The sequence below is a fragment of the Streptomyces sp. NPDC052236 genome (genome assembly GCF_044548015.1).
Taxonomy (GTDB): Bacteria; Actinomycetota; Actinomycetes; order Streptomycetales; family Streptomycetaceae; genus Streptomyces.
The window spans coordinates 126,748-149,699 of sequence record NZ_JBIUBL010000020.1 but is presented as its reverse complement, the minus strand read 5'-3'; the positions used below and the strand labels follow the sequence as shown (position 1 = coordinate 149,699).

The window sequence follows — 22,952 nt, the reverse complement described above, 5'->3', positions numbered from 1 at the left end:
TCGTCATCATCGAATCCAGTCCGACATCCGCCTCATACCATATCCGCCCTGGCGACGACGGGGGCTGGTTTTTGGTGTTCCTGTAGACATCGCCACCCAACTGAGCACCCGGGCTTCATGTAACGATCAGGCGGGGGCCTCCGGGTACGCAGGCGCCATGCCCGAAAGAATTCTATTTCCGAGAGTCCGCCGGTGTCGCTACGCTTCGTCCTCTTCTACGCAAAGCTCGCCGGTGAAATTTCCCTTCGCCCATTGGATCTGCGTCGGCCTGAACCCAGTTCCCTCGTGAAAAAATTCTTCCACTGTCGAGCGAACGGCAGGAACCGGCAGCGCGCTGATTCGGTCGAAAAAACTGGGACACGAGGGATCGGATAGAACCTTGGGATCCGACTCCGGAGGGGTCGGGTTCAAGGACACCCAAACGTAGCTCGCGACATCAGCACCGACGGCTGCGGCTACCCGATCGACAAGCCGGCCATCGCAGTACCAGAGAAGTCCTCCGTACCCCGAGGAGTAGTCAACTCCAATCGAAAGTACGTTGTCTGGCACCGACATGTCTTTGTGAGCTATCCTGTCGGCCGATACGTCCTCTACGACTTGAAAGTCAATATTCGCAAAGGACTTGAGAGGGAGACCTTGAGTAAAGAGTGCATCAAGATACCGATGCACCTCGCTTCCGGTCTCCAAGTACAGAGGCTTATCTCCGAGTACCTTCAGGGGCATTAAGACGTCCTCATTCCGTGCAAAACCTTCTTTTCTACAAGATAGTAGACGGTGAGCTTCGAGCCAACAGGGAAGATGAGGGCGACTGTCAACTTGCAGTTCTGTGGCGCGCTGCACACGCCTTCGTTGTTATTAATAACAATGGTAGCGTCCGTCACGCCGCTCTGGTCCATCCATACTGCGTACTTGGTTTCCACTTGGAAGGACGCACGGTACTTTCCCTTGCCTGTCGGGAACCCCGGCTCACCGGATAGGCGCTTTTACGCTTCAGCCCACAGCGGATCGTCGTAGGAATTTCCGGTCCCGTCGTACCACTTTTCACCGCTCGTCATTTGCTCAATGCCTGGCGGCAAATCAGCGGTCGGGTTTCCGTCGGAGTCCGCAAGTAGGCACGCAGGCACGGCAGTACGGCGGAAGGGCCGCATCCCCGGTGACGGGAATGCGGCCCTTCCGTATGAGCTAGGTGATCAGTTGCGCAATCAGAGCAGCAGGCGGTAGATGTTCCAGCCGCTGGCGCCGATCTTGACGCGCGCCTTGTACGGGGCGGTGGCGCTGCCGGTGCCCTTGTACAGCCAGAGCGCACCCGCGGTGTCACGGGCGATCAGGTCCGTCATGCCGTCGAGGTCGATGTCACCGACAGAGACGAGCGTGTTGTAGGTGTTCCAGCCGCTGGCGCCGACCTTGATGCGCGCACCGAACGGGGCGGTGGCGCTGCCGGTGCCCTTGTAGAGATAGAGCGCACCCGCGGTGTCACGGGCGACGATGTCGGCCCTGCCGTCGCCGCTCAGGTCACCCTGGCCGGCGATCTGGGTGTAGGCGTTCCAGCCGGAGCCGACCCTCACCCGGCTCTTCACCGTACCGTTGCCGTTGCCCTGGTAGAGCCACAGGACACCGGCGGTGTCACGGGCCAGCAGGTCGTCGGCCACGGTGCTGGCGAGATTGCCCGGAGAAACAATCTTGTTGTAGATGTTCCAGCCGGTGCCGGCGGAGACCGCCTCCTCACCCCACGGGTAGTAGTCAAAACCACCGTCGGTGTTGATCTCCCAGGTGCCGTCGGAGCTGCCGTCGGCGTTGTGGTCGACCTGGACGGCGTGCTTGACGTAATTAAAGCCGAAGCCGAGCTCTTCGCGAGCGTCGAACGCACCCGTGCCGTTCGGGGCGTAGCCCCAGAAGTCGCCGTTCTTGTCGACGCCGTACAGAGCGTTGACCGGGGCGTCAGCAGACTCCGCGGCGGCGTCGGCGGCAATGCCCGCGCCAGTGTCCGGGAGGGCGCTCTTCGCCGACCGGGGAACCGGGTTGTCGGCCACAGCGGCACCGGCCGAGGTACCCACCAGGGCAGCGGCTATGGCGGCGACGGCGAGACGCGACAGGACGCGCCCGCGCTTACGGCCGAAAGATTTGGCCACGTATTTCCTCCATGTTGAGGGTGCGAATCTTGAGGATCCACAGGATCGTTGCACAAGATTTTTACGAGTCAATCAGTTTGAAGGGGAATCAGCGGGTCCGACCGTACTTCCCTATGGGACAAACAGGCCCGCACCCGGAAGAACCGGATGCGGGCCTGCGTAGGGGTGTGACGGGCTTGTGACAATCAGGAGAGCAGCTCGACCTCCGCGAGCGTCCCCGCCCCGGCCGACCCCGCTGACCTCGCCACCACCAGCCGGTACTTGGCGTACCCGCCGGGCGTGCCGATGGTGAAGGCCCGGGTCTGCTTGTCCCACGCGAACGACTCGCCCGACCGCCGGTCAAGCTCCGTCCACCGCTCGCCGTCATCGGAGCCCTGAAGCACCCACCCGGCCGGCGCCGTGCCCTTCGCGGACGAGGTGAGCGTGTACTGCACCGCGCGGGTCCCCGGCGTCACCGGCAGCTCGGCCGACTCGAACGAAGCCGCCGTCGCGGAGGAGTTGTCGAAGAGCGGGCCGGCCGCCGTGATCGCGTCGCGGCGCGGCGACGGCGTCCTGTCGTCCTTGGTGAGCGAGACCGGCGCGGCGTTCTTGCCGGAACCCCAGGCGGACGGCTTCGGGCCCATCGCGAACTCCAGCGTGCCGCCCCGCGCGATCAGGTCATGCGGCAGAGCGGTGGAGTTCCAGGACTTGCCGTTCACCTTCAGGCCCTGGACATAGATGTTCTTCGCGCTGTTCTTCGGGGCCTTGACCACCAGATCGCGCCCGTTCTCCAGGTGAACGGTCGCCTTGGTGAAGAGCGGCGAACCGATCGTGTACTCGCCGCTGCCCATCACCAGCGGATAGAAGCCGAGCGCGGAGAAGAGGTACCAGGCCGACTGCTCGCCGTTGTCCTCGTCGCCGTGGTAGCCCTGCCCGATCTCGCTGCCGGTGTAGAGACGGCCCAGCACCTCGCGCACCTTCTCCTGCGTCTTCCAGGGCTGTGATGCGGCGTTGTACATGTACGTGACGTGGTGGGCGACCTGGTTGGAGTGGCCGTACATGCCCATCCGTACGTCGCGCGCCTCCGTCATCTCATGGATGACGCTGCTGTACGAGCCCTTGAACTCGGCCGAGGCTGTCTCGGGGGTGGCGAAGTAGGTGTCGAGCTTGTCGCCGAGACCGGAGCGGCCCCCGTACAGGTTGGCCAGGCCGCGCGAGTCCTGCGGGGCGGTGAAGGCGTATCCGTAGCCGTTCGTCTCGGTGTAGTCGTGACCCCAGATCCGCGGGTCGTACTGTGCGGAGGGAACCCGCCAGTCGCCCTTGAGGTTCCTGCCCTGGAAGAAGCCCGCTTCGGAGTCGAAGAGGGTGACGTAATTGCGGGCCCGGTTGCGGAAGTACTCCGCCTCCTCCTGGTAGCGGGCCTTCTTCGTCTTCTTGAAGAGGGTCTCGCCCATCTCCGCGAGCCCGTAGTCGTTGAGGTAGCCCTCCAGCGACCAGGACAGGCCCTCATGGGTCGCGGTGGAGGCGTAGCCGAGGAAGGGTGAGGTTTCCATGCCCTTGCGGCCCACGCCCGCGCTGGGCGGCACCACCGTCGCGTTCTTCAGCGCCGCCTCGTACGCCGCCTCGGCGTCGAAGTCCACGCCCTTGACGTACGCGTCGGCGAAGGCCACGTCCGAGCTGGTGCCGGTCATCAGGTCGGCGTAGCCCGGCGAGGACCAGCGCGAGATCCAGCCGCCGTCCTTGTACTGCTGGACGAAGCCGTCCACCAGCTTGCCCGCCTTCTTCGGGGTGAGGAAGGAGTACGCGGGCCACGTCGTCCGGTAGGTGTCCCAGAAGCCGTTGTTGACGTACACCTCGCCGTCGACGATCTTCGCGCCGGTACGGGTGGGGGTGTCGGGCCCGGTCATCGGCGAGAACGGGCTCGCGTACTGCTGCTTGGGCTTGGCCTTGGTGCCGGTGTTCTCGAACCCGGAGTTGGGATACAGGTACAGCCGGTACAGGCTGGAGTAGAGCGTGGTGAGCTGGTCGCGGCTCGCGCCCTCGACCTCCACCTTGCCCAGCAGGTCGTCCCAGGCGTCCTGCGCCCGGTCCTTCACCCGCTCGAAACGGGTCTGGGCCGGGATCTCGTCGGCGAGGTTCTTCTTCGCCTGGTCGACGCTGATGAGCGAGGTCGCCAGGCGCAGATTGACGGTGCGGTCCGCGCCCGCGTCGAAGCGCAGATGGCCGGTGACGCTCTCCGAGGCGGAGGCGGTCACAGGCGCGTCGAAGACGCCGTACACGAAGAGCCGGGTGGCGCCGGTGGACAGTCCGCTCTTGACGTCCGAGAAGCCGGTGAAGGAGCTGGTGGCGGGATCGAGGGTCAGCCCGCCCTCCTTGGTGACGTTGTCGAAGATGACGCTCGCCTCGTCACCGGGATAGGTGAACCGCATCATCGCCGCGTGGTCGGTCGGTGTGATCTCGGCCTTGAGGCCGTTCTCGAATGTGACGCCGTAGTAGTGCGGGCGCGCGGTCTCCTTCTCGTGGCGGAAGGGGAGGGCGCGCTTGGTGCGGTCGGTGTCCGGGACGCCCGCCGCCGCGGACGGCATCAGCTGGAAGGTCTGCCGGTCGCCCATCCAGGGGCTCGGCTCATGGCTGGCGCTGAAGGCCTGCACGGCCGGCAGATTGTCCGCGTTGTTGCCGCGCGCGTACTCGTACAGCCAGCTCTTGGACGCGGAGTTGGTGGCCGGCGTCCAGAAGTTGAAGCCATGCGGGACGGCGGTGGCGGGGAAGGTGTTGCCGCGGGAGAAGGAGCTGCTGGAGTTGGTGCCGCGGGTGGTGGAGGCGTAGTCCGAAAGGTGGGCGAGGCGCTTCTCGGGGACCTTGGGCGTCAGCGAGATGTCGTCGATCCAGCCCTGGAACTTCGCCGGGCCCTGGGGGGAGTCGTACGCCACCAGGATCCGGTCGACCGTCTTGCCGGAGGCGACGGTGCCGATGGCGGACGTGACCTGGTTCCACTGGTTGACGTAGAGCCGCTTGGCGGCGCCCTGGCCCTGCGGGGTCAGTTCCCCGCCGTGGGAGTCGAGGGCGCGCAGCTCACTGAGATAGGTGCCGTCGGTGAAGGCGAGGTCCACGGACACGTTCGTGGCGGGGTAGTTGAGGTCCGTCTCCGGGAGGGACGGGTAGATCCGGTAGGCGAGCTCGGTGTCGCGGCGTACGGCCGTATGGACGTCGAAGACCTTGTTGTACGAGTAGGCCCGGCCGTCCGGCTTGTGCGTGCCCGCGTACTTCAGGGCGCGCTTGCCGGTGAACCCGGCGTTGGCCTTGGCGGTGGGGGAGCCCAGGGGGCCGCGGTCGACCTGCGTGCGCATGTCGTCGGGCACGGGCGTGGTGATGTCGCCGTTGGAGAACTGAACGTCGGCGAGCTGGGTGGCGTCGGACGCGCCGTTGTTCCGGGTGATGTCCAGGCGGTAGTGCGCGTACGCCGTGGCGCCCGCCGGGTCGGCCCCGCTCTCGATGGCGTAGGTCTTTGTCTCGAACCGCTTGTCGAAGGTCTGGCCCTCGCGGGTGTCCAGAACCTTCCATTCCTTGCCGTCGGCGGAGCCCCGCAGGGTCCAGTCCTTGGGGTCGCGCTCGGCATGGTCGTTCGCCGAGGTCAGCGCGTAGGTGACGACCTTGACCGGGGCGTCCGTGTCGAACTCGACCCAGGCGGTGGGCTGGAAGGCCAGCCATTTGGTGGCCGACTGGACATCGACCAGGTTCTCCTTGGTCTCACCGCCGCCGGAGTTCTCGCCGCTGGCGCGCAGCTCGATCACCTTGTCGGTGACATTTCCAGGTATTCCGCTGGAGAAGCCGCCGTCGACGCCGGACGCCCGCTCCGTCCCGTCCGCTGCGACGTCGACCGTATTACGCCAGTCCGGCTGGGTCTCGTCCGCCTCGAAGGAGGAGGAGAACCGCCGCTCGGGCCCGCGTGAGTCGCTGGTCCGCTCGGGCAGGGCGAGGGCCGCCGAGGGCGCTGTCACCACAAGAAGTGATGCGGCAGCCACCAGGGCCGCCGCATGAACTGGTCTGTGCCGAGGTCCTGGTCTGAGCTGCATCCGGTCTCTTCCTCCCGTGGAAAAGGTGAGGACAACGTTGTCAGGCACGATTCGCAGGATCCAGTAGGGAGCCAAGTGTGTGGTGGTGTCAAGGTGTTGAAAGCCCTGGATTTCCGGGAGGTCTCAACTCGGGAAAGACTGCCGCTCAAACCTGCATTCGATCTTGCCCAGCTGGCGGGAAGTGGACTATACCTGTCGGCGTCTGCATAGCCTTGGCGCAGTCGCTCGGCGGCGGACGTGGGGGACGGGGGATGGCACGGATGTTTCAGCGCTGTGTCTGCCGGTTTTTGCCCGTCTCCACTGCCAATCCTGCACGACCCAAGCGCAACTGACCGCGGTGGCGGGGCCCTTCGCTTAGGCGAATCTGAACGGGTGACCGGTACACCGCCTGAGTCCTGGAGAAGGCGAGGACTTGAGCATGGGATCCACCTCCGCCCACAACAATGAGGGCCTTGGCCGTCGAAACCTGATCAAGCGTTCTGCCGCACTCGGCTTGATCACCGTCCCGACGATGAGCTTCCTTTCCGCGTGCGCCACCGGAGGCGGAGGCGACGACGAGAAAGAGACAAAGGCCCCGGCCGGCGAAAAGTCCGCGAAGAACCCCCTCGGAGTGAAGAAGGGCGCCCCCATGGAGGCGTTCATCTTCAAGGGCGGGCTGGGGGATCAGTACGCCAAGGACGCCGAGGCCGACTACAACGCGACCTACGGTGTGACGGTCAAGCACACCGGCACGCAGCAGGTCGGCCCCAAGCTGACCCCGCGGTTCGCGGGCGGCAACCCGCCGGACGTCATCGACAACTCCGGCGCCGACCACTTGGACATGAACAAGCTCTCCACCCAGGGGCAGCTCCAGGACCTGAACGCGCTGCTCGACGCGCCCTCCATGGACGACGCGGCCAAGAAGATCCGCGACACCATCCACCCGAGCACCGTCGAGAAGGGCATGCACGGCGACAAGTTCGACGTGCTCTACTACGCCTTCACCATTTACGGCACCTGGTACTCGCAGAAGCTGATGGAGTCCAAGGGCTGGGCGTACCCCAAGACCCTGGACGAGATGGTCACCCTCTGCGGCACCATCAAGAAGGCCGGAATCGCGCCCTGGACGTACCCGGGCAAATATCCGTACTACGTGCACTTCAATCTCTTCGCCCAGATCGCCAAGATCGGCGGCATGGAGAAGTGGATCGAGATCGACAACCTGGAGCCCAACGCCTGGACCAGCAACGACGCGGTCAGGGAGGTCGTGGAGCACTACGAGGAGCTCGCGGCGAAGGGGTACTTCCTGGAGGGCAGCCAGGGCCTGACGCATATTCAGTCGCAGACCTCCTGGACCAAGGGCAAGGCGGTCTTCATCCCGAACGGTTCCTGGGTGGAGAACGAGGCCGCGCCCACCACGCCGGCCGACTTCGGCATGGCGGTCGGCGCGCTCATGGCCGGCACCGGCGACAAGCTGCCGCAGGGCACCCTGCGCGCCGAGCCCAGCGAGCCGTACATCGTCTCCGCCAAGGGCAAGAACCCGGCGGGCGGCATGGAGCTGCTGCGCATCATGCTCTCCAAGAAGCACGCGCAGAACTTCGCCACCAAGGTCAAGTCGCTGACATGTGTGCTGGACGCGACCGCGGGCATGACGCTCTCGCCGGGTCTGGCATCCGCCTCCAAGGTGTTCAAGGAGGCGGGCGACAACCTGATCAGTCTTCAGCTTCAGGAGTGGTACCCCGCGCTCACCGACGAGAAGCTGGGCGGCCTGACCGGCCAGCTGCTCACCGGTGAGCTGAAGGCGGCCGACTGGATCAAGAAGGCCCAGGCGGAGGCCGACAAGGTGGCCAAGGACGACGCCGTAACGAAGTTCAAGCGCACCGCCTGACCTGGTAGTCCAGCAGGCCAGTAGTCCGGCAGACGAAGGGAAGGGCCGGGGAGCACCATGCAACACGGCAAATACGGATTCATTGTGGGCTTCCTGGCCCTGCCTCTGGCCATTTATGGCCTGTTTGTGATCTCACCCTTTGTCCAGGCGTTCCAGATCTCGATGACGGACTGGTCCGGATTGGTCGGAACCTCCGAATTCGTGGGTCTGGACAATTTCCGGAAGCTCTGGGACAGCGAGGAGTTCTGGAACGCGCTGCGCCACAACGTCTACATGCTGGCGCTCGTCCCGATCGTCACGCTCGGCCTCGGACTCTTCTTCGCCTTCATGCTCAATGTGGGTGGCCGCAGCAGAAAGAACGAAGTCATCGCCGGCGTCGGCGGCTCGAAGGTGTACAAATTCATCTTCTTCTTCCCGCAGGTCATCTCGATCACGATCGTCGCGGTCATCTGGTTCAACATCTACAACCCCGACCCGGACGACGGCATGCTCAACTCCCTGCTCGGCGCGGTGGGTCTGGACAGCCTGCAGAACTCCTGGCTGGGCGAGAAGAGCCTCGCGCTCTGGTGCATCAGCGCGGTCATGGTCTGGGGCCACGTCGGCTTCTTCGTGGTGCTCTTCTCCGCGGCGATGGCCTCCATCCCGCGTGACGTCTACGAGGCGGCGCTGCTCGACGGCGCCAACCGCTTCCACACGTTCTTCAGGATCACCCTCCCGCTGCTGTGGGACACGGTCCAGACCGGCTGGGTGTACATGGGCATCATCGCCCTGGACGCCTTCGCCCTGGTCCAGATCATGTCGGTGAGCATGGGAGGACCGGACGGCGCCACCGATGTCATGCCGCTCAGGCTCTATCTGACGGCCTTCAGGGACAGTCAGTTCGGATATGCCTCCGCCATGGGCGTCGCGATGCTCATTGTCACGATGACGTTCGCAGTCCTCACCATGCGCTTGGCGCGGCGTGAGCGGATCGAGTACTAGGGGTACGGCGGATGACGACCGAAGAGATCAAAGTGGTGGCGAAGCAGGAGACCCCTGCCGAGGCCACCGGCACGCCCGGATCAAAGAAGGACGGGCGCTCGTCCGACGGCAGCGTGCTCAATGTCTTCTCCCACACCATCCTCATCGTGTGGGGCCTGATGGTCGGCGTGCCACTGGCGTGGGTGCTCTGGAGTGCCTTCAAGGACAGCAACGGCATTCTGACCGACCCGTGGGGGCTGCCCACCGACCTGCACTGGGAGAACTGGTCCAACGCGTGGAACGACGCGAACATGGGCCAGTACTTCATCAACACCGCCATTGTGGTGGGCGGTTCGGTCATCGGCACGATGGTGCTCGGCTCCATGGCCGCGTACGTGCTGGCGCGCTTCACCTTCCCCGGGAACCGGTTCATCTACTACCTGTTCGTGGCCGGTATGTCCTTCCCGGTCTTCATGCTGGTCATCCCGCTCTTCTTCGTACTGCGGGACTTCCCGGGCTCCTCGCTCCTCGCGACGTACCACGGACTGATCCTGGTCTACATCGCCTACTCGCTGCCGTTCACCGTCTTCTTCATGACGTCGTTCTTCCGCACACTGCCGGCGTCGGTCGCCGAGGCGGCGATGATCGACGGGGCCTCGCACACCCGGACGTTCTTCCAGGTGATGCTGCCGATGGCGAAGCCGGGACTGATCAGCATCGGCATCTTCAACTTCCTGGGGCAGTGGAATCAGTACCTGCTGCCGATGGTGCTCAACCAGGAGGAGGACAAGTACGTACTGACGCAGGGCCTGGCGACGCTCGCGTTGCAGCAGGGCTATGAGAACGACTGGGGCGCGCTGATGGCGGGCATGATGATCGCCATGCTTCCGGTGCTGATCGTTTACGCCATTTTCCAGCGGCAGGTCCAGTCGGGCCTCACCGCCGGCGCGCTGAAGTAGCGCTGTCGGCGAAGCAGCGCCGCCACCGCTCCTGTCTCCACCTCTTCTCCACCTCTTCTCCAGCCCTCCTCCGGCCTTCCTCCACTTTCTCCCCCCAGGGCCGCCCGCGCCGACGTGTGTGCGAGCGGTCCCCTTCAGGGTGCTCATCCGAGGTTGTGGACGCTCAAGGTCTTGACGGGATAAGCCCGTGCCGTTGAGCTTAGGGTTCACAAGTTGGAGAAATGCTGGGGTCCCATCGCGGTGGCCCCGGCCGGGGGCGGCCGTCGTGCCGCCCACCGGGGGCAGGAGTGGATGAGTCACATGGAGACTCCGGGATCGCAGACTTCTCTGCACCGGGCCAACCTTGAGCGGGTCGTGCGTGCCGTACGCATGGCGGGCTCGCTCACCCAGGCGGAGATCGCGAGGAGTACCGGTCTCTCCGCGGCCACGGTCTCCAATATCGTCCGTGAGCTGAAGGATGGCGGAACAGTCGATGTCACCCCCACGTCCGCGGGTGGCCGGCGGGCCCGCAGCGTCTCGCTCAGCGGTGACGCGGGCATCGTCATCGGCGTCGATTTCGGGCACACCCACCTGCGGGTCGCGGTGGGCAATCTGGCCCACCAGGTGCTCGCCGAGGAGTCCGAGCCGCTCGATGTGGACGCCTCGTCCGCGCAGGGCTTCGGCCGGGCGGAACAGCTGGTCAACCGGCTGATCAAGGCCACCGGAATCAGCCAGGACAAGGTGGTCGGCGTCGGTCTGGGCGTGCCCGGGCCGATCGACATGGAGTCGGGCACCCTCGGCTCCACCTCGATCCTGCCGGGCTGGAGCGGCATCAACCCCAGCAAGGAACTCGCCGGGCGGCTCGGCGTGCCCGTGTACGTCGACAACGACGCCAATCTCGGAGCGCTCGGCGAGCTCGTCTGGGGCAGCGGCCGGGGCGTCCGGGACCTCGCCTACATCAAGGTCGCCGGCGGCGTGGGCGCGGGCCTGGTGATCGACGGCCAGATCTACCGCGGACCCGGTGGCACGGCGGGCGAGATCGGGCACATCACGCTGGACGAGTCGGGCCCGGTCTGCCGCTGCGGCAACCGCGGCTGTCTGGAGACCTTCACCGCCGCCCGCTACGTACTGCCGCTGCTCCAGTCCAGCCATGAGGCGGATCTGACGATGGAGCGCGTGGTCCAGCTGGCGCGCGAGGGCGACCCGGGGTGCCGCCGGGTGATCGGGGACGTCGGGCGCCATATCGGCAGCGGTGTGGCCAACCTCTGCAACCTCTTGAACCCGAGCAGGGTGGTGCTGGGCGGTAACCTCGCCGAGGCGGGAGAATTGGTCCTCGGCCCCATCAGGGATTCGGTCTCCCGTTACGCGATTCCCAGTGCGGCGCGGCAGTTGTCCGTCCTTCCGGGGGCGCTCGGCGGACGCGCCGAGGTGCTGGGCGCGCTGGCCCTGGTTCAGAGCGAAATGGGCGATTCATCCCTGCTGGACAGCTCACTCCCCGCTGGGGCTCCTGCCTTCACTTAGATAACGAATGGCACCGTTGTCATCTCGTTAAGGATTTACTCCTTGACGCTGGCAGCGAGGCCGAGTTGACTTCCAGCCACCTCGGCCGCAACGTCGCGGCCTCGTCAGGGAGGTTTCGAAGGATGAACATGCGCATGCGTCGTGCCGCTGTAGCCGTGGCCGCTACCACCATGGCCGTTTCTCTCGCCGCTTGTGGCAGCGCCAAGGAGTCCGGCGGCGAGAAGAAGAAGGAAACCGGTGCCGCCGCCAAGGGTGACGCCATCACGGTCGGTCTGCTCCTTCCGGAGAACGAGACCGCGCGGTACGAGAAGTTCGACAAGCCGCTGATCGAGAAGCGCGTCAGCGAGCTGACGAACGGCAAGGGCAAGGTCGTCTACGCGAACGCCAAGCAGGACGCCACCTTGCAGACGCAGCAGGTCGACACCATGATCACGAACAAGGTCGACGTCCTGATCGTGGACGCGGTGGACTACAAGGCCATCGCCGGCGGCGTCAAGAAGGCCAAGGACGCGGGCATCCCGATCGTCGCCTTCGACCGCCTCGCCGAGGGCCCGATCGACGCGTACACCTCCTTCGACAACGAAGAGGTCGGCCGTGTCCAGGGCAAGGCGCTCCTCGAAGCCCTTGGCGCGAACCCCAAGAGCGGCCAGATCGTCATGATGAACGGCGCGGCCACCGACCCGAACGCCGCTCTCTTCAAGAAGGGCGCGCACTCCGTTCTCGACGGCAAGGTGAACATCGGCAAGGAGTACGACACCAAGGAGTGGAAGGCGACCAACGCCAACGCCAACATGGAGGCGGCGATCTCCGCGCTGGGCAAGGACAAGATCACCGGCGTCTACTCCGCCAACGACGGCATGGCGGGCGGCATCATCACCGCCCTCAAGGCCGGCGGCTTCGCCAAGCTCCCGCCGGTCACCGGCCAGGACGCCGAGCTCGCCGGTGTGCAGAACATCATCGCGGGTGAGCAGTTCATGAGCGTCTACAAGCCGTACCCGCAGGAAGCCACCATCGCCGCCGACTTCGCTGTGGCGCTGGCCAAGGGCGAGAAGCTGGACGCCATCGCCAAGACGAAGGTGGACAGCGGTTCCGCCAAGGGCATCCCCACGGTGCTCGTCCCGGTCGTCTCGCTGACCAAGGACAACATCAAGGACACCGTCCTCAAGGACGGCATCTACACGGTGGCCGAGATCTGCACCCCGAAGTACAAGGCCGCCTGCGACGCGCTCGGCCTGAAGTAAGCCGCAAGCGCGCGCCGCACGGCACGCCGCCAGGCACGCTTGAGCGAGCCGGAAAGCCGGCCGCACGGCACGCTTGAGCAAGCCGCACCACCAGAAGCCTGTCCGGTGTCCCGTCCCTCTTCAGTCCCCGCTACCGGGGCGGGGCGCCGGACAGAAACGCTTCTGCCTTTGATCTGTTCGCTTCTGCTCAACCGCCGCGTCCGTTCCCACGGCGCGGCAACTCCGCCGGTCAGGCGGCGAAGGAGATGGTTAACGTGTCCGCTACGCCCGTGCTGGCGTTGCGCGGGGTCTCCAAGCGATTCGGTGCCGTCCAGGCGCTCACCGACGTAGAGCTTGAGGTCCACGGCGGCGAGGTGATCGCCCTTGTAGGCGATAACGGCGCCGGAAAGTCCACGCTGGTCAAGACGATCGCCGGCGTGCATCCCATCGATGAGGGCGTCATCGAATGGGAGGGAAAGGCCGTATCGATCAACAGGCCGCACGACGCTCAGAACCTCGGCATCGCGACCGTCTACCAGGACCTCGCGCTGTGCGACAACATCGACGTCGTCGGCAATCTCTACCTCGGCCGGGAGATCCGCAAGCGGTTCGTCCTGAACGAGGTGGAGATGGAGCGCCGCGCGCGTGAGCTGCTCGACACGCTCTCGATCCGGATCCCCAGTGTGCGCATCCCGATCGCCTCGCTCTCCGGCGGTCAGCGCCAGACCGTGGCCATCGCCCGTTCGATGCTCGGCGAGCCCAAGCTCGTCATCCTCGACGAGCCCACCGCGGCCCTCGGTGTCGAGCAGACCGCCCAGGTCCTCGACCTCGTCGAGCGGCTCCGTGAGCGCGGCCACGCCGTGATCCTGATCAGCCACAACATGGCGGACGTCAAGGCCGTCGCGGACAAGGTGCTGGTGCTCAGGCTCGGCCGCAACAACGGCGTGTTCGACGTCAAGTCCACCTCGCAGGAAGAGATCATCTCCGCCATCACCGGTGCCACGGACAACGCCGTGACCCGCCGTGCGGCGCGCACCACGGAGGTTCAGAAGTGACCACCGACAAGACCTCCACGCCCCCGCCCGCCGACGCGCCCGTGGTGAACCCGGAGGCGGCCCAGGCGGCGGTCACCGCGGTCGACCCTCGGCTGCTGGTGCGCGAGCAGGGCCTCGGCGGGTACGTCACCGAGTTCAAGCGCAAGATACGCGCCGGCGACCTGGGCTCGATCCCCGTGGTCATCGGCCTGATCCTCATCTGCGTGATTTTCCAGAGCATGAACTCGAACTTCCTCACCGCCGGGAACCTCAGCAACATCTCCGTCACGATGGTCGCCACCGGCATGATGGCCGTCGGCATCATCTTCGTGCTGCTGCTCGGCGAGATCGACCTGTCGGTCGGCGCGGTCAGCGGTGTCTCCGGCGCCATCATCGCGGTACTGAGCGTCACGCACGGCATGAACGAGTGGCTCTCGATAGTCGTCGCGCTCGTGAGCGGCGCGGCCATCGGCGCCCTCCACGGCTTCTTCTTCGCCAAGATCGGCGCGCCCGCGTTCGCCGTCACGCTGGCCGGCCTGCTGTTCTGGCAGGGCTTCATGCTCCAGCTGCTCGGCGACTCGGGCACCATCAACCTGGACAGCGACAGCATGGTCGCCAAGCTGACCACGTACTACTTCACGGATGTGGCGGCTGCCTACGGCCTGGCGGCGGTGGCGGTCATCGGGTTCTTCCTCTCGGCCTTCTTCGACAGCCGTCGCCGTGAGGCCGCCGGGATCCCGTCCCGGCCGCTCGCTGACATCATTATGCGTACGGTTGTGCTGGCCGTGGGGGCCTTCGCCGCCGCGGTCATGTTCAACCAGTACAAGGGACTGCCGCTGGCGCTGCTGCTCTTCGTGGTCGTCCTGGTGGCGTCGGACTTCGTGCTCCGCCGCACCACGTACGGCCGGAAGATCTTCGCCCTCGGCGGCAGCGTCGAGGCCTCCCGCCGTGCGGGCATCAACGTCACCGCGATCCGTGTCTCGGTCTTCGCGATCGCGGGCACCTTCGCCGCCGTCGGCGGCCTGTTCTGGGCGTCCAAGATCGCCGCCGCCAACCAGAGCGCCGGTACCGGCGACCTGCTGATGAACGTCATCGCGGCGGCCGTCATCGGTGGCACCAGCCTCTTCGGCGGCCGTGGCCGGACCTGGAACGCGCTGCTCGGCGTCATGGTGATCGTCTCCATCCAGTACGGTCTCGCGCTGGAAGGCATCCGTACCCCGGTCGTGTACATGATCACCGGTGGTGTGCTGCTGGCGACCGTGGTCATCGACTCGATCACCCGCAAGACCCAGAAGACCGCGGGCCGCGCCTGACCGCGTGACCGCGTGACCGCAGTACTGTGCCAGTGCCCGGCCCCGTTCACGGTGCCGGGCACTGGCATGTGTGCCGTTCATCTGTTGTGCTGTTGATCAGTCTCTCCGCCCGTATGGGTGTTGTAGATCGCACGGGACGGTGACTGGTGCCGCGGGGGGAACACTTAGACTCGGCGGACCGGCAAGCTCGACCAGTTCAATCGCTTAGGAGGCACGGGTGGCGCTGCTGACCCGCATCACGGGACCACGCGATCTGGATCGGCTCAGCCCCGAGCAGCTGGACGAGCTGGCCGCGGAGATCCGGACCTTCCTCGTCGACGCCGTCTCCAAGACGGGCGGACACCTCGGTCCCAACCTCGGCGTGGTCGAGCTGACCATCGCGCTGCACCGTGTCTTCGAGTCGCCGAAGGACAAGGTCCTCTTCGACACCGGCCACCAGAGCTATGTGCACAAGCTGCTCACCGGCCGCCAGGACTTCTCCCGGCTCAAGATGAAGGGCGGCCTCTCCGGCTACCCGGCCCGGGCCGAGTCCGAGCACGACATCATCGAGAACTCCCACGCCTCGACGGTGCTGGGCTGGGCCGACGGCCTCGCCAAGGCCAATGAGGTGCTGAAGAAGGACGACCACGTCGTCGCCGTCATCGGCGACGGAGCCCTCACGGGCGGCATGGCCTGGGAGGCGCTGAACAACATCGCCGCCGCCAAGGACCGCCCGCTGGTGATCGTCGTCAACGACAACGAGCGCTCGTACGCGCCCACCATCGGCGGCCTCGCCAACCACCTGGCGACCCTGCGCACCACCGACGGCTACGAGCGCTTCCTGGCCCGCGGCAAGGACATCCTGGAGCGCACACCCGTCGTCGGGAAGCCCCTCTACGAGACCCTGCACGGCGCCAAGAAGGGCCTCAAGGACTTCATCGCCCCGCAGGGCATGTTCGAGGACCTCGGCCTGAAGTACGTCGGCCCGATCGACGGCCACGACATCGAGGCCCTGGAGTCCGCCCTCGCCCGCGCCAAGCGGTTCGGCGGCCCCGTCATCGTCCACTGCCTCACCGAGAAGGGCCGCGGCTACCAGCCCGCCCTCCAGGACGAGGCCGACCGCTTCCACGCCGTCGGCAAGATCCACCCCGACACCGGCCTGCCGATCGCCTCCTCCGGCGTCGACTGGACCTCGGTCTTCGGCGAGGAGATGGTCAAGCTCGGCAAGGAGCGCCCTGACATCGTCGCGATCACCGCCGCGATGCTCCAGCCCGTCGGCCTGGACAAATTCGCCAAGGCCTTCCCCGACCGGGTCTACGACGTCGGCATCGCCGAGCAGCACGCCGCGGTCTCCGCCGCCGGGCTCGCGACCGGCGGACTGCACCCCGTCTTCGCCGTGTACGCCACCTTCCTCAACCGCGCCTTCGACCAGGTCCTGATGGACGTGGCCCTGCACAAGTGCGGAGTGACGTTCGTACTCGACCGGGCGGGCGTCACCGGCACGGACGGCGCCTCGCACAACGGCATGTGGGACATGTCGATCCTCCAGTGCGTGCCGACCCTGCGGATCGCCGCGCCGCGCGACGCCGACCAGGTCCGCGCCCAGCTGCGCGAGGCCGTCGCGGTCGAGGACGCGCCCACCGTGGTCCGCTTCTCCAAGGGCGCGGTCGGCCCGGCCGTACAGTCCCTCGGCAGGGTCGGCGGGATGGACGTACTGCGCCACGCGGGCACGGACGTGGGCGTGCAGCCCGATGTGCTCCTCGTCTCCGTCGGCGCGCTCGCCCCCATGTGCCTGGAGATCGCCGAACTGCTCAACAAACAGGGCATCACCACCACTGTCGTGGACCCCCGCTGGGTCAAGCCGGTCGACGAGGCCCTCGCGCCGCTCGCCGAGCAGCACCGCATGGTCGTCACCGTCGAGGACAACAGCCGGGCGGGCGGCGTCGGATCGGCGATCGCCCAGGCGCTGCGCGACGCCGGCGTCGACATCCCGCTGCGCGACTTCGGCATCCCGCCGCGCTTCCTCGACCACGCCTCCCGCAAGGAGGTCATGGCGGAGATCGGCCTGACGGCCCCGGACATCGCCCGCCAGGTCACGGGGATCGTCGCCAGGATGGACGGCCGGTACGAGAGCGAAGCGGTGGAGCCCGCCCGCGACTGACGCGACTGACGGGCGGTCAGGTGCGTCGTTCACGCACCCCTGCATAAACCCGGGCCGGTGGGTCACCCAGTAAGGGTGGTCCTACCGGCCCATTCGCGTGAACTCCGCTCAACTCCATCCGAACAGCCGCCGGTGGGCCCCGCTTCGTCACGATCATGTCGAGGACGACAAGCGTGGAGGTGCCCCCGTGAGCACAGAGACAGACCCCACAGGCCGATGGGGCGTCTTTCGTACAAAAACTGTCGAGCAGTCGATCCTCGACACGGAAGAGCCGGAACACGCGCTCAAGAAGTCCCTCTCCGCGCTGGATCTGACGGTCTTCGGCGTCGGCGTCATCATCGGCACCGGCATCTTCGTTCTCACGGGCAAGGTCGCCAAGGAGACGGCGGGCCCCGCCACCGCCTTCGCCTTCGTCGCCGCCGGTATCGTCTGCGCGCTGGCGGCGATCTGCTACGCGGAGTTCGCCTCCACGGTCCCGGTGGCCGGGTCGGCGTACACCTTCTCGTACGCGTCGCTGGGCGAGCTGCCCGCCTGGATCATCGGCTGGGACCTGGTCCTCGAATTCGCGCTCGGCACGGCGGTGGTGGCCGTCGGCTGGTCCGGCTATGTCAGGTCGCTGATGGACAACGTCGGCTGGCATCTGCCCCAGGGCCTGGCGGGGACGAGCGAGACCGAGGGCTTCGGCTTCGATCTGCTGGCCTTCCTGCTGGTGCTGCTGCTCACCGGGATTCTCGTCCTCGGCATGAAGCTCTCCGCCCGGGTCACCGCGGTCGTTGTCCTGATCAAGGTGACCGTGGTCCTGGTCGTCATCGTGGCCGGTGCCTTCTTCATCAACGGCGCGAACTACGAGCCCTTCATCCCCGAGCCCGTGAACCAGCCCCCCGGCTCGGGTCTTGACGCCCCGCTCGTCCAGCTGATCTTCGACTACCAGCCCACGAACTTCGGCGTCATGGGCATCTTCACGGCGGCGTCCGTGGTGTTCTTCGCCTTCATCGGCTTCGACATCGTGGCCACGGCGGCCGAGGAGACGAGGCTGCCGCAGCGGGACATGCCGCGAGGGATCCTCGGCTCCCTCATCATCTGCACCGTGCTGTACGTCCTCGTGTCCGTCGTCGTCACCGGCATGCAGCACTACACCCGGCTGTCGGTGGACGCGCCGCTCGCGGACGCCTTCAAAGCCACCGGCCACCCCTGGTACGCGGGGTTCATCAGCTTCGGCGCCGCCGTCGGGCTGACCACGGTGTGCATGATTCTGCTGCTCGGCCAGACGCGGGTGTTCTTCGCGATGAGCAGGGACGGCCTGCTGCCCCGGTTCTTCTCCCGGGTGCACTGGAAGTTCGGCACGCCGTACCGGGCGACGGTGCTGCTCGGTGTGCTCATCGCCGTCATCGCGGGGTTCACCAGCATCGCCGAACTCGCGACGCTGGTGAACATCGGCACGCTCTTCGCGTTCGTCGTCGTCGCGATCGGCGTCGTCATCCTCCGCCGCACCCGCCCCGACCTGCCGCGCTCGTTCCGCACGCCGCTGATGCCGTGGCTGCCGGTGGCGTCCGTGGCCGCGTCGCTGTGGCTGATGCTCAATCTGCCCGCGGAGACGTGGCTGCGGTTCGCCATCTGGATGGCGCTGGGTGTCGTCGTGTACGCGGCGTACGGCCGCCGGCACAGCCGACTCCACGCCGAGCCGCGGTCCGGGGCGCCCCGGTCAACCCGCTAGGTTTGAGCGCCGTCCGCGCGTGCCCCGCTGGACTGCCTGTACCGCCCTTCGGGTGGGGGTCCCCCCACGCCCCTTGGGGCGTAGGGGGAGTGTCCTCAATCTTCCCCATAGCCTTCGGCATGGGTGGTGCCCCCAGACGGGCTTGAGTTGCCGCGAACCGTTCGCGGGCCCACGCACTCCGCTCCGTACGCCTCCACCCGCCGTCGCAGCTCCCGGTCGGCCGTCACCACGACGCACGGCCTCCCCGCCGCGCGGCCGGACGACGCCAGCTCCACGATCCGGTCGTCGCCGCTGCCGGACGCGGACTCCACCCGTACGCCCGGGACCGGCTCCACGCCGCGCGCCGCGCCCTCCACGACCAGTACGAGTTCGATGGGGCCGGGATGCCCCGCCACCCCGCTCGCGGCCGAGCCGGCCAGTCGGTCCCGCAGTCGCTCGGCTGCTCCGCGGCGGTCGCGCCACCACCCGTCAGGCACAGAACCGACCACATTCGCCGCATCGACGATCACCAGCGTACGCATCAGAAATCCCCAAAATTTCGCCGCCCGGCTGGGTGTTATTGTCGCAGCACCTTCATGGAGTCTTGTATATGGCCGCTCAGTGCGGTTCTCGGTTCTCATCATCAGGAAAGGTGGCCGGTAAGCCATGGCGTTGGGGTCTGCGCGGACTTCGAGACGGCAGGCGGGCCGGACTCGCGAGGAGACCGCGGCACCGCGGCGTACCGCTCCGGTCAGCACAACGGAGGACGGCCGTCCGACTGCCACCGGCTGGCTGCTGCGCGGCAAGGACGGCCGGCTCACGGCGTACGCGCCCACGGACGAAGGCGTGCTCCGCTGGACGGAGACGCGGCCCGCCGGGCCCGAGTGGACCGGTCCCGAGCTGATCGTCGAGAGCGCCGGTCTTGATCCGCATCTCGCCATCGCCCAGGGCGCCGACGGCTATGTGCATCTGTTCGCCATCCGGCGCACCGAGGGAGACGACGGCCAGGTCCGGACAGAAATTGTCATGGCGGTCCAGTACCAGTCGGGCCGCCCGGTCAGGGACTGGCACTCGCTCGGTACGCCCTATGCGCAGGACTGGGTCCACGCCGCGCAGATAGGCCGTCCTACGGCGGTCGTGGACGCCAAGGGCAACGCCCATGTCTTCATCCGCAACGCAGGCGGCGGCGTGTGCGTGCGCAGCCAGATCCCGTCCGGCCTGTTCAGCAAGTGGGCCGACCTCAAGGGCAGTGCGGCCCAGGGCCTGCTGGCCGCGGGGGTGGCCGAGAGCGGCCGGATCGAGATCCTCGCCCCCACGGCCAAGAGCATCATGCGCTGGGTGCAGGACGACGGCGACAAGCCCAAGTTCAACCGGGAGGCGGACATCCCCTCGCAGGTCATCAACGGTTCCGTCGCCGCCGTACGGACCGGTGAGGACCGGCTCACGTTCTACTGGCGCGACGACAAGTCCGGCGAGGTCTACGCCTGGCGGCCGGACAGCGCGCCGGAGCCGCTGGGCGGTGCCACCGGCACCGGTCCGGTGGCCCTGCTCCGGGCCGCTGTGGACGGCCACGACTGCACCCTCATGGCACACCGCGACGGCGACGGGCGGCCCGCCCTGGCCGCCTACCCGACGGAGAACGAGTCGGTCGGCGCGGTCTGGACCGGCACCGGAGAGGTGTGCGTGGGCGCCCCGGCGCTGGCCCTCGACGCCCACGGACGCGTCGTACTGGCCGCCTTCGCGCCGGACGGCAGCCTGCGGATCACCCGCCAGAAGACGAACGAACCCGGACTGGCCATGGAGGCCTGGACCAGCGTGTAGAGCAGAGAAAGCAGCGGCCCCGGCACCGTTCCTCGGTGCCGGGGCCGCTGCTTTCAGGCGGGTTCTTACGGGTTACGCCGGGACGCTCGCCACACCCCGCGCCAGGAACGGCTTCCCGTTCACGCGCTCCGAGACACCCTCGCGGTCCAGGTACGGCGTGATGCCGCCCAGGTGGAAGGGCCAGCCCGCGCCCGTGAGCAGGCAGAGGTCGATGTCCTGGGCCTCGGCCACGACACCCTCCTCCAGCATCAGGCCGATCTCCTGCGCCACCGCCTCCAGGACGCGGGCGCGGGTCTGCTCCTCGGTCAGGACCGTGTCGCCCTGCTTGAGGAGCGCCGCGACCTCCGGGTCCAGCTCCGGCCGCCCGGAATCGTAGACGTAGAAGCCGCGCTTGCCGGCCTTGACGACCGCCGCCAGGTTCTCGGAGACCGTGAAGCGGTCCGGGAAGGCACTGTGGAGGGTCTCGGACACATGCAGCCCGATCGCGGGGCCCACCAGCTCCAGAAGCACCAGCGGCGACATCGGCAGCCCCAGCGGCTCGACGGCCTTCTCGGCCACCTCGACCGGAGTGCCCTCGTCGATGACGTTCTGGATCTCGCCCATGAAGCGGGTCAGGATGCGGTTGACCACGAAGGCGGGCGCGTCCTTGACCAGCACGGCGGTCTTCTTCAGCTTCTTCGCGACGCCGAAGGCGGTGGCGAGCGCGGCGTCGTCCGTGCGCTCACCGCGGACGATCTCCAGCAGCGGAAGGATCGCGACCGGGTTGAAGAAGTGGAAGCCGACCACGCGCTCCGGGTGCTGGAGCTTGGACGCCATCTCCGTCACCGACAGCGAGGAGGTGTTGGTGGCGAGGATCGCGTGCGCCGGAGCGACCGCCTCGACCTCCGCGAACACCTGCTGCTTGACGCCGATCTCCTCGAACACGGCCTCGATGATGAAGTCCGCGTCGGCGAAGCCCTCGGCCTTGTCCAGCACACCGCTGACCAGGCCCTTGTAACGGTTGGCCTTGTCCTGGTTGATGCGGCCCTTGGCGAGCAGCTTCTCGATCTCGCCGTGGACGTAGCCCACACCCTTGTCGACGCGCTCCTGGTCGATGTCGGTCAGCACGACCGGCACCTCCAGGCGGCGCAGGAAGAGCAGCGCCAGCTGCGAGGCCATCAGACCCGCGCCCACGACGCCGACCTTGGTGACCGGGCGGGCCAGCTGCTTGTCCGGCGCGCCGGCCGGGCGCTTGGCGCGCTTCTGGACGAGGTTGAAGGCGTAGATGCCGCTGCGCAGCTCGTCGCCCATGATCAGGTCCGCGAGGGCGACGTCCTCGGCGTCGAAGCCGGCCTGGAGGTCGCCGCTCTTCGCGGTCTCGATGATGTCCAGGGCGCGGTACGCGGCCGGGGCCGCGCCGTGCACCTTGGAGTCGGCGATGGACCGGCCGCGCGCCACAGCCTGGTCCCAGGCCTCGCCGCGGTCGGGCTCGGGACGCTCGACGGTCAGGTCGCCCTTGAGGACCGACGCCGTCCAGATCAGCGACTGCTCCAGGAAGTCCGCGCCCTCGAAGAGCGCGTCGGCGATGCCGAGCTCAAAGACCTGCGCGCCCTTGAGCTGCCTGTTCTGGTTGAGCGAGTTCTCGATGATCACCGTGACCGCGCGGTCGGCGCCGATCAGGTTCGGCAGCAGCGCGCAGCCGCCCCAGCCCGGGACCAGACCGAGGAAGACCTCGGGGAGAGAGAAGGCCGGCAGCGCGGCGGACACCGTGCGGTACGTGCAGTGCAGACCGACCTCGACACCGCCGCCCATGGCCGCGCCGTTGTAGTACGCGAAGGTCGGGACCGCGAGGCCGGACAGCCGCTTGAAGACGTCGTGACCGCCTTTGCCGATCGCGAGAGCGTCCTCGTGCCGCTTCAGCAGCTCGACGCCCTTGAGGTCGGCGCCGACCGCGAAGATGAACGGCTTGCCGGTGATGCCGACGCCGATGATCGCGCCCTCGGCCGCCTCCCGCTCGACCTGGTCGACGGCGGTGTTCAGATTCGCCAGCGACTGAGGGCCGAAGGTGGTCGGCTTGGTGTGGTCCAGGCCGTTGTCCAGCGTGATCAGCGCGAAGCGCCCCGCCCCGGAGGGGAGGTCGAGGTGGCGTACGTGCGCCTGCGTGACGACCTCGTCCGGGAACAGCTCGGCCGCGCCCTTCAGGAGCTCAGTGGTCGTGCTCATGCCACTCCCTCGCTTCGCTCGGTCGGGCATGCGCACGTGGTGCACCTTCCATTTGTTCGCTC

The 22,952-nt window shown here is 67.1% G+C and carries 15 protein-coding genes and 1 pseudogene; 10 read left to right on the top strand and 6 right to left on the bottom strand.

Going from position 1 to position 22,952, the window contains the following annotated elements; translation table 11 throughout:
- Nucleotides 1–198 precede the first annotated feature (198 nt).
- The 4 genes and pseudogenes from ACIHCQ_RS29155 to ACIHCQ_RS29140 all read right to left on the bottom strand — a co-directional run bounded on the left by ACIHCQ_RS29155 (nucleotide 199) and on the right by ACIHCQ_RS29140 (nucleotide 6,181).
- The gene (locus ACIHCQ_RS29155; protein WP_399668634.1) at nucleotides 199–723 is read right to left on the bottom strand and encodes an Imm1 family immunity protein; all 525 of its coding nucleotides are present in this window, start codon (nucleotides 721–723) and stop codon (nucleotides 199–201) included.
- Nucleotides 723–941 (bottom strand): annotated as a pseudogene (locus ACIHCQ_RS29150) (DddA-like double-stranded DNA deaminase toxin); the annotation flags it as partial. The gene ACIHCQ_RS29155 and the pseudogene ACIHCQ_RS29150, both read right to left, overlap by 1 nt.
- 261 nt (nucleotides 942–1,202) lie before the next feature.
- Nucleotides 1,203–2,129: an FG-GAP repeat domain-containing protein gene (locus ACIHCQ_RS29145; RefSeq protein WP_399668631.1), complete on the bottom strand. Its 927-nt coding sequence runs from the start codon at nucleotides 2,127–2,129 to the stop codon at nucleotides 1,203–1,205.
- A 185-nt stretch (nucleotides 2,130–2,314) separates the two neighbouring features.
- Nucleotides 2,315–6,181: a GH92 family glycosyl hydrolase gene (locus ACIHCQ_RS29140; RefSeq protein WP_399668628.1), complete on the bottom strand. Its 3,867-nt coding sequence runs from the start codon at nucleotides 6,179–6,181 to the stop codon at nucleotides 2,315–2,317.
- A gap of 418 nt (nucleotides 6,182–6,599) precedes the next feature.
- On the opposite strand from ACIHCQ_RS29140, the gene ngcE reads away from it, so the two are divergent.
- The 9 genes from ngcE to ACIHCQ_RS29095 all read left to right on the top strand — a co-directional run bounded on the left by ngcE (nucleotide 6,600) and on the right by ACIHCQ_RS29095 (nucleotide 18,888).
- A complete protein-coding gene (ngcE, locus tag ACIHCQ_RS29135; protein ID WP_399668624.1) occupies nucleotides 6,600–8,048 on the top strand; it encodes an N-acetylglucosamine/diacetylchitobiose ABC transporter substrate-binding protein in 1,449 nt (482 codons plus the stop codon).
- Between the two features lie 57 nt (nucleotides 8,049–8,105).
- Complete coding sequence (locus ACIHCQ_RS29130; RefSeq protein ID WP_399668620.1) at nucleotides 8,106–9,029, top strand: carbohydrate ABC transporter permease; 924 nt, start codon at nucleotides 8,106–8,108, stop codon at nucleotides 9,027–9,029.
- A gap of 11 nt (nucleotides 9,030–9,040) precedes the next feature.
- Nucleotides 9,041–9,967, top strand: coding sequence for a carbohydrate ABC transporter permease (locus ACIHCQ_RS29125; protein WP_399668616.1), 927 nt, complete (start codon nucleotides 9,041–9,043; stop codon nucleotides 9,965–9,967).
- Between the two features lie 300 nt (nucleotides 9,968–10,267).
- Complete coding sequence (locus ACIHCQ_RS29120) at nucleotides 10,268–11,467, top strand: ROK family protein (protein ID WP_399668613.1); 1,200 nt, start codon at nucleotides 10,268–10,270, stop codon at nucleotides 11,465–11,467.
- A gap of 122 nt (nucleotides 11,468–11,589) precedes the next feature.
- Nucleotides 11,590–12,708, top strand: a complete 1,119-nt coding sequence (locus ACIHCQ_RS29115; protein WP_399668610.1) for a sugar ABC transporter substrate-binding protein — start codon at nucleotides 11,590–11,592, stop codon at nucleotides 12,706–12,708.
- Nucleotides 12,709–12,953: 245 nt separating this feature from the next.
- Nucleotides 12,954–13,742, top strand: a complete 789-nt coding sequence (locus ACIHCQ_RS29110; protein WP_399668608.1) for an ATP-binding cassette domain-containing protein — start codon at nucleotides 12,954–12,956, stop codon at nucleotides 13,740–13,742.
- On the top strand, nucleotides 13,739–15,034 hold the full coding sequence (locus ACIHCQ_RS29105; protein WP_399668605.1) for a sugar ABC transporter permease: 1,296 nt from the start codon (nucleotides 13,739–13,741) through the stop codon (nucleotides 15,032–15,034). Before ACIHCQ_RS29110 ends, ACIHCQ_RS29105 begins: the two co-directional genes overlap by 4 nt.
- Nucleotides 15,035–15,251: 217 nt before the next feature.
- Nucleotides 15,252–17,174, top strand: coding sequence for a 1-deoxy-D-xylulose-5-phosphate synthase (dxs, locus tag ACIHCQ_RS29100; RefSeq protein ID WP_399668602.1), 1,923 nt, complete (start codon nucleotides 15,252–15,254; stop codon nucleotides 17,172–17,174).
- Between the two features lie 187 nt (nucleotides 17,175–17,361).
- Nucleotides 17,362–18,888: an amino acid permease gene (locus ACIHCQ_RS29095; RefSeq protein ID WP_399668599.1), complete on the top strand. Its 1,527-nt coding sequence runs from the start codon at nucleotides 17,362–17,364 to the stop codon at nucleotides 18,886–18,888.
- Nucleotides 18,889–18,983: 95 nt separating this feature from the next.
- Here ACIHCQ_RS29095 and ACIHCQ_RS29090 read toward each other — a convergent pair whose 3' ends face one another.
- Nucleotides 18,984–19,409, bottom strand: coding sequence for an NTP pyrophosphohydrolase (locus ACIHCQ_RS29090; RefSeq protein WP_399668596.1), 426 nt, complete (start codon nucleotides 19,407–19,409; stop codon nucleotides 18,984–18,986).
- Between the two features lie 124 nt (nucleotides 19,410–19,533).
- Here ACIHCQ_RS29090 and ACIHCQ_RS29085 point away from each other — a divergent pair, with 124 nt between their 5' ends.
- The gene (locus ACIHCQ_RS29085; protein WP_399668593.1) at nucleotides 19,534–20,688 is read left to right on the top strand and encodes a hypothetical protein; all 1,155 of its coding nucleotides are present in this window, start codon (nucleotides 19,534–19,536) and stop codon (nucleotides 20,686–20,688) included.
- 72 nt (nucleotides 20,689–20,760) lie between these two features.
- Here ACIHCQ_RS29085 and ACIHCQ_RS29080 read toward each other — a convergent pair whose 3' ends face one another.
- Nucleotides 20,761–22,890 carry a 3-hydroxyacyl-CoA dehydrogenase NAD-binding domain-containing protein gene (locus ACIHCQ_RS29080; protein WP_399668590.1) on the bottom strand — a complete coding sequence of 710 codons (2,130 nt, stop codon included), beginning with the start codon at nucleotides 22,888–22,890 and terminating at the stop codon, nucleotides 20,761–20,763.
- Nucleotides 22,891–22,952 lie beyond the last annotated feature (62 nt).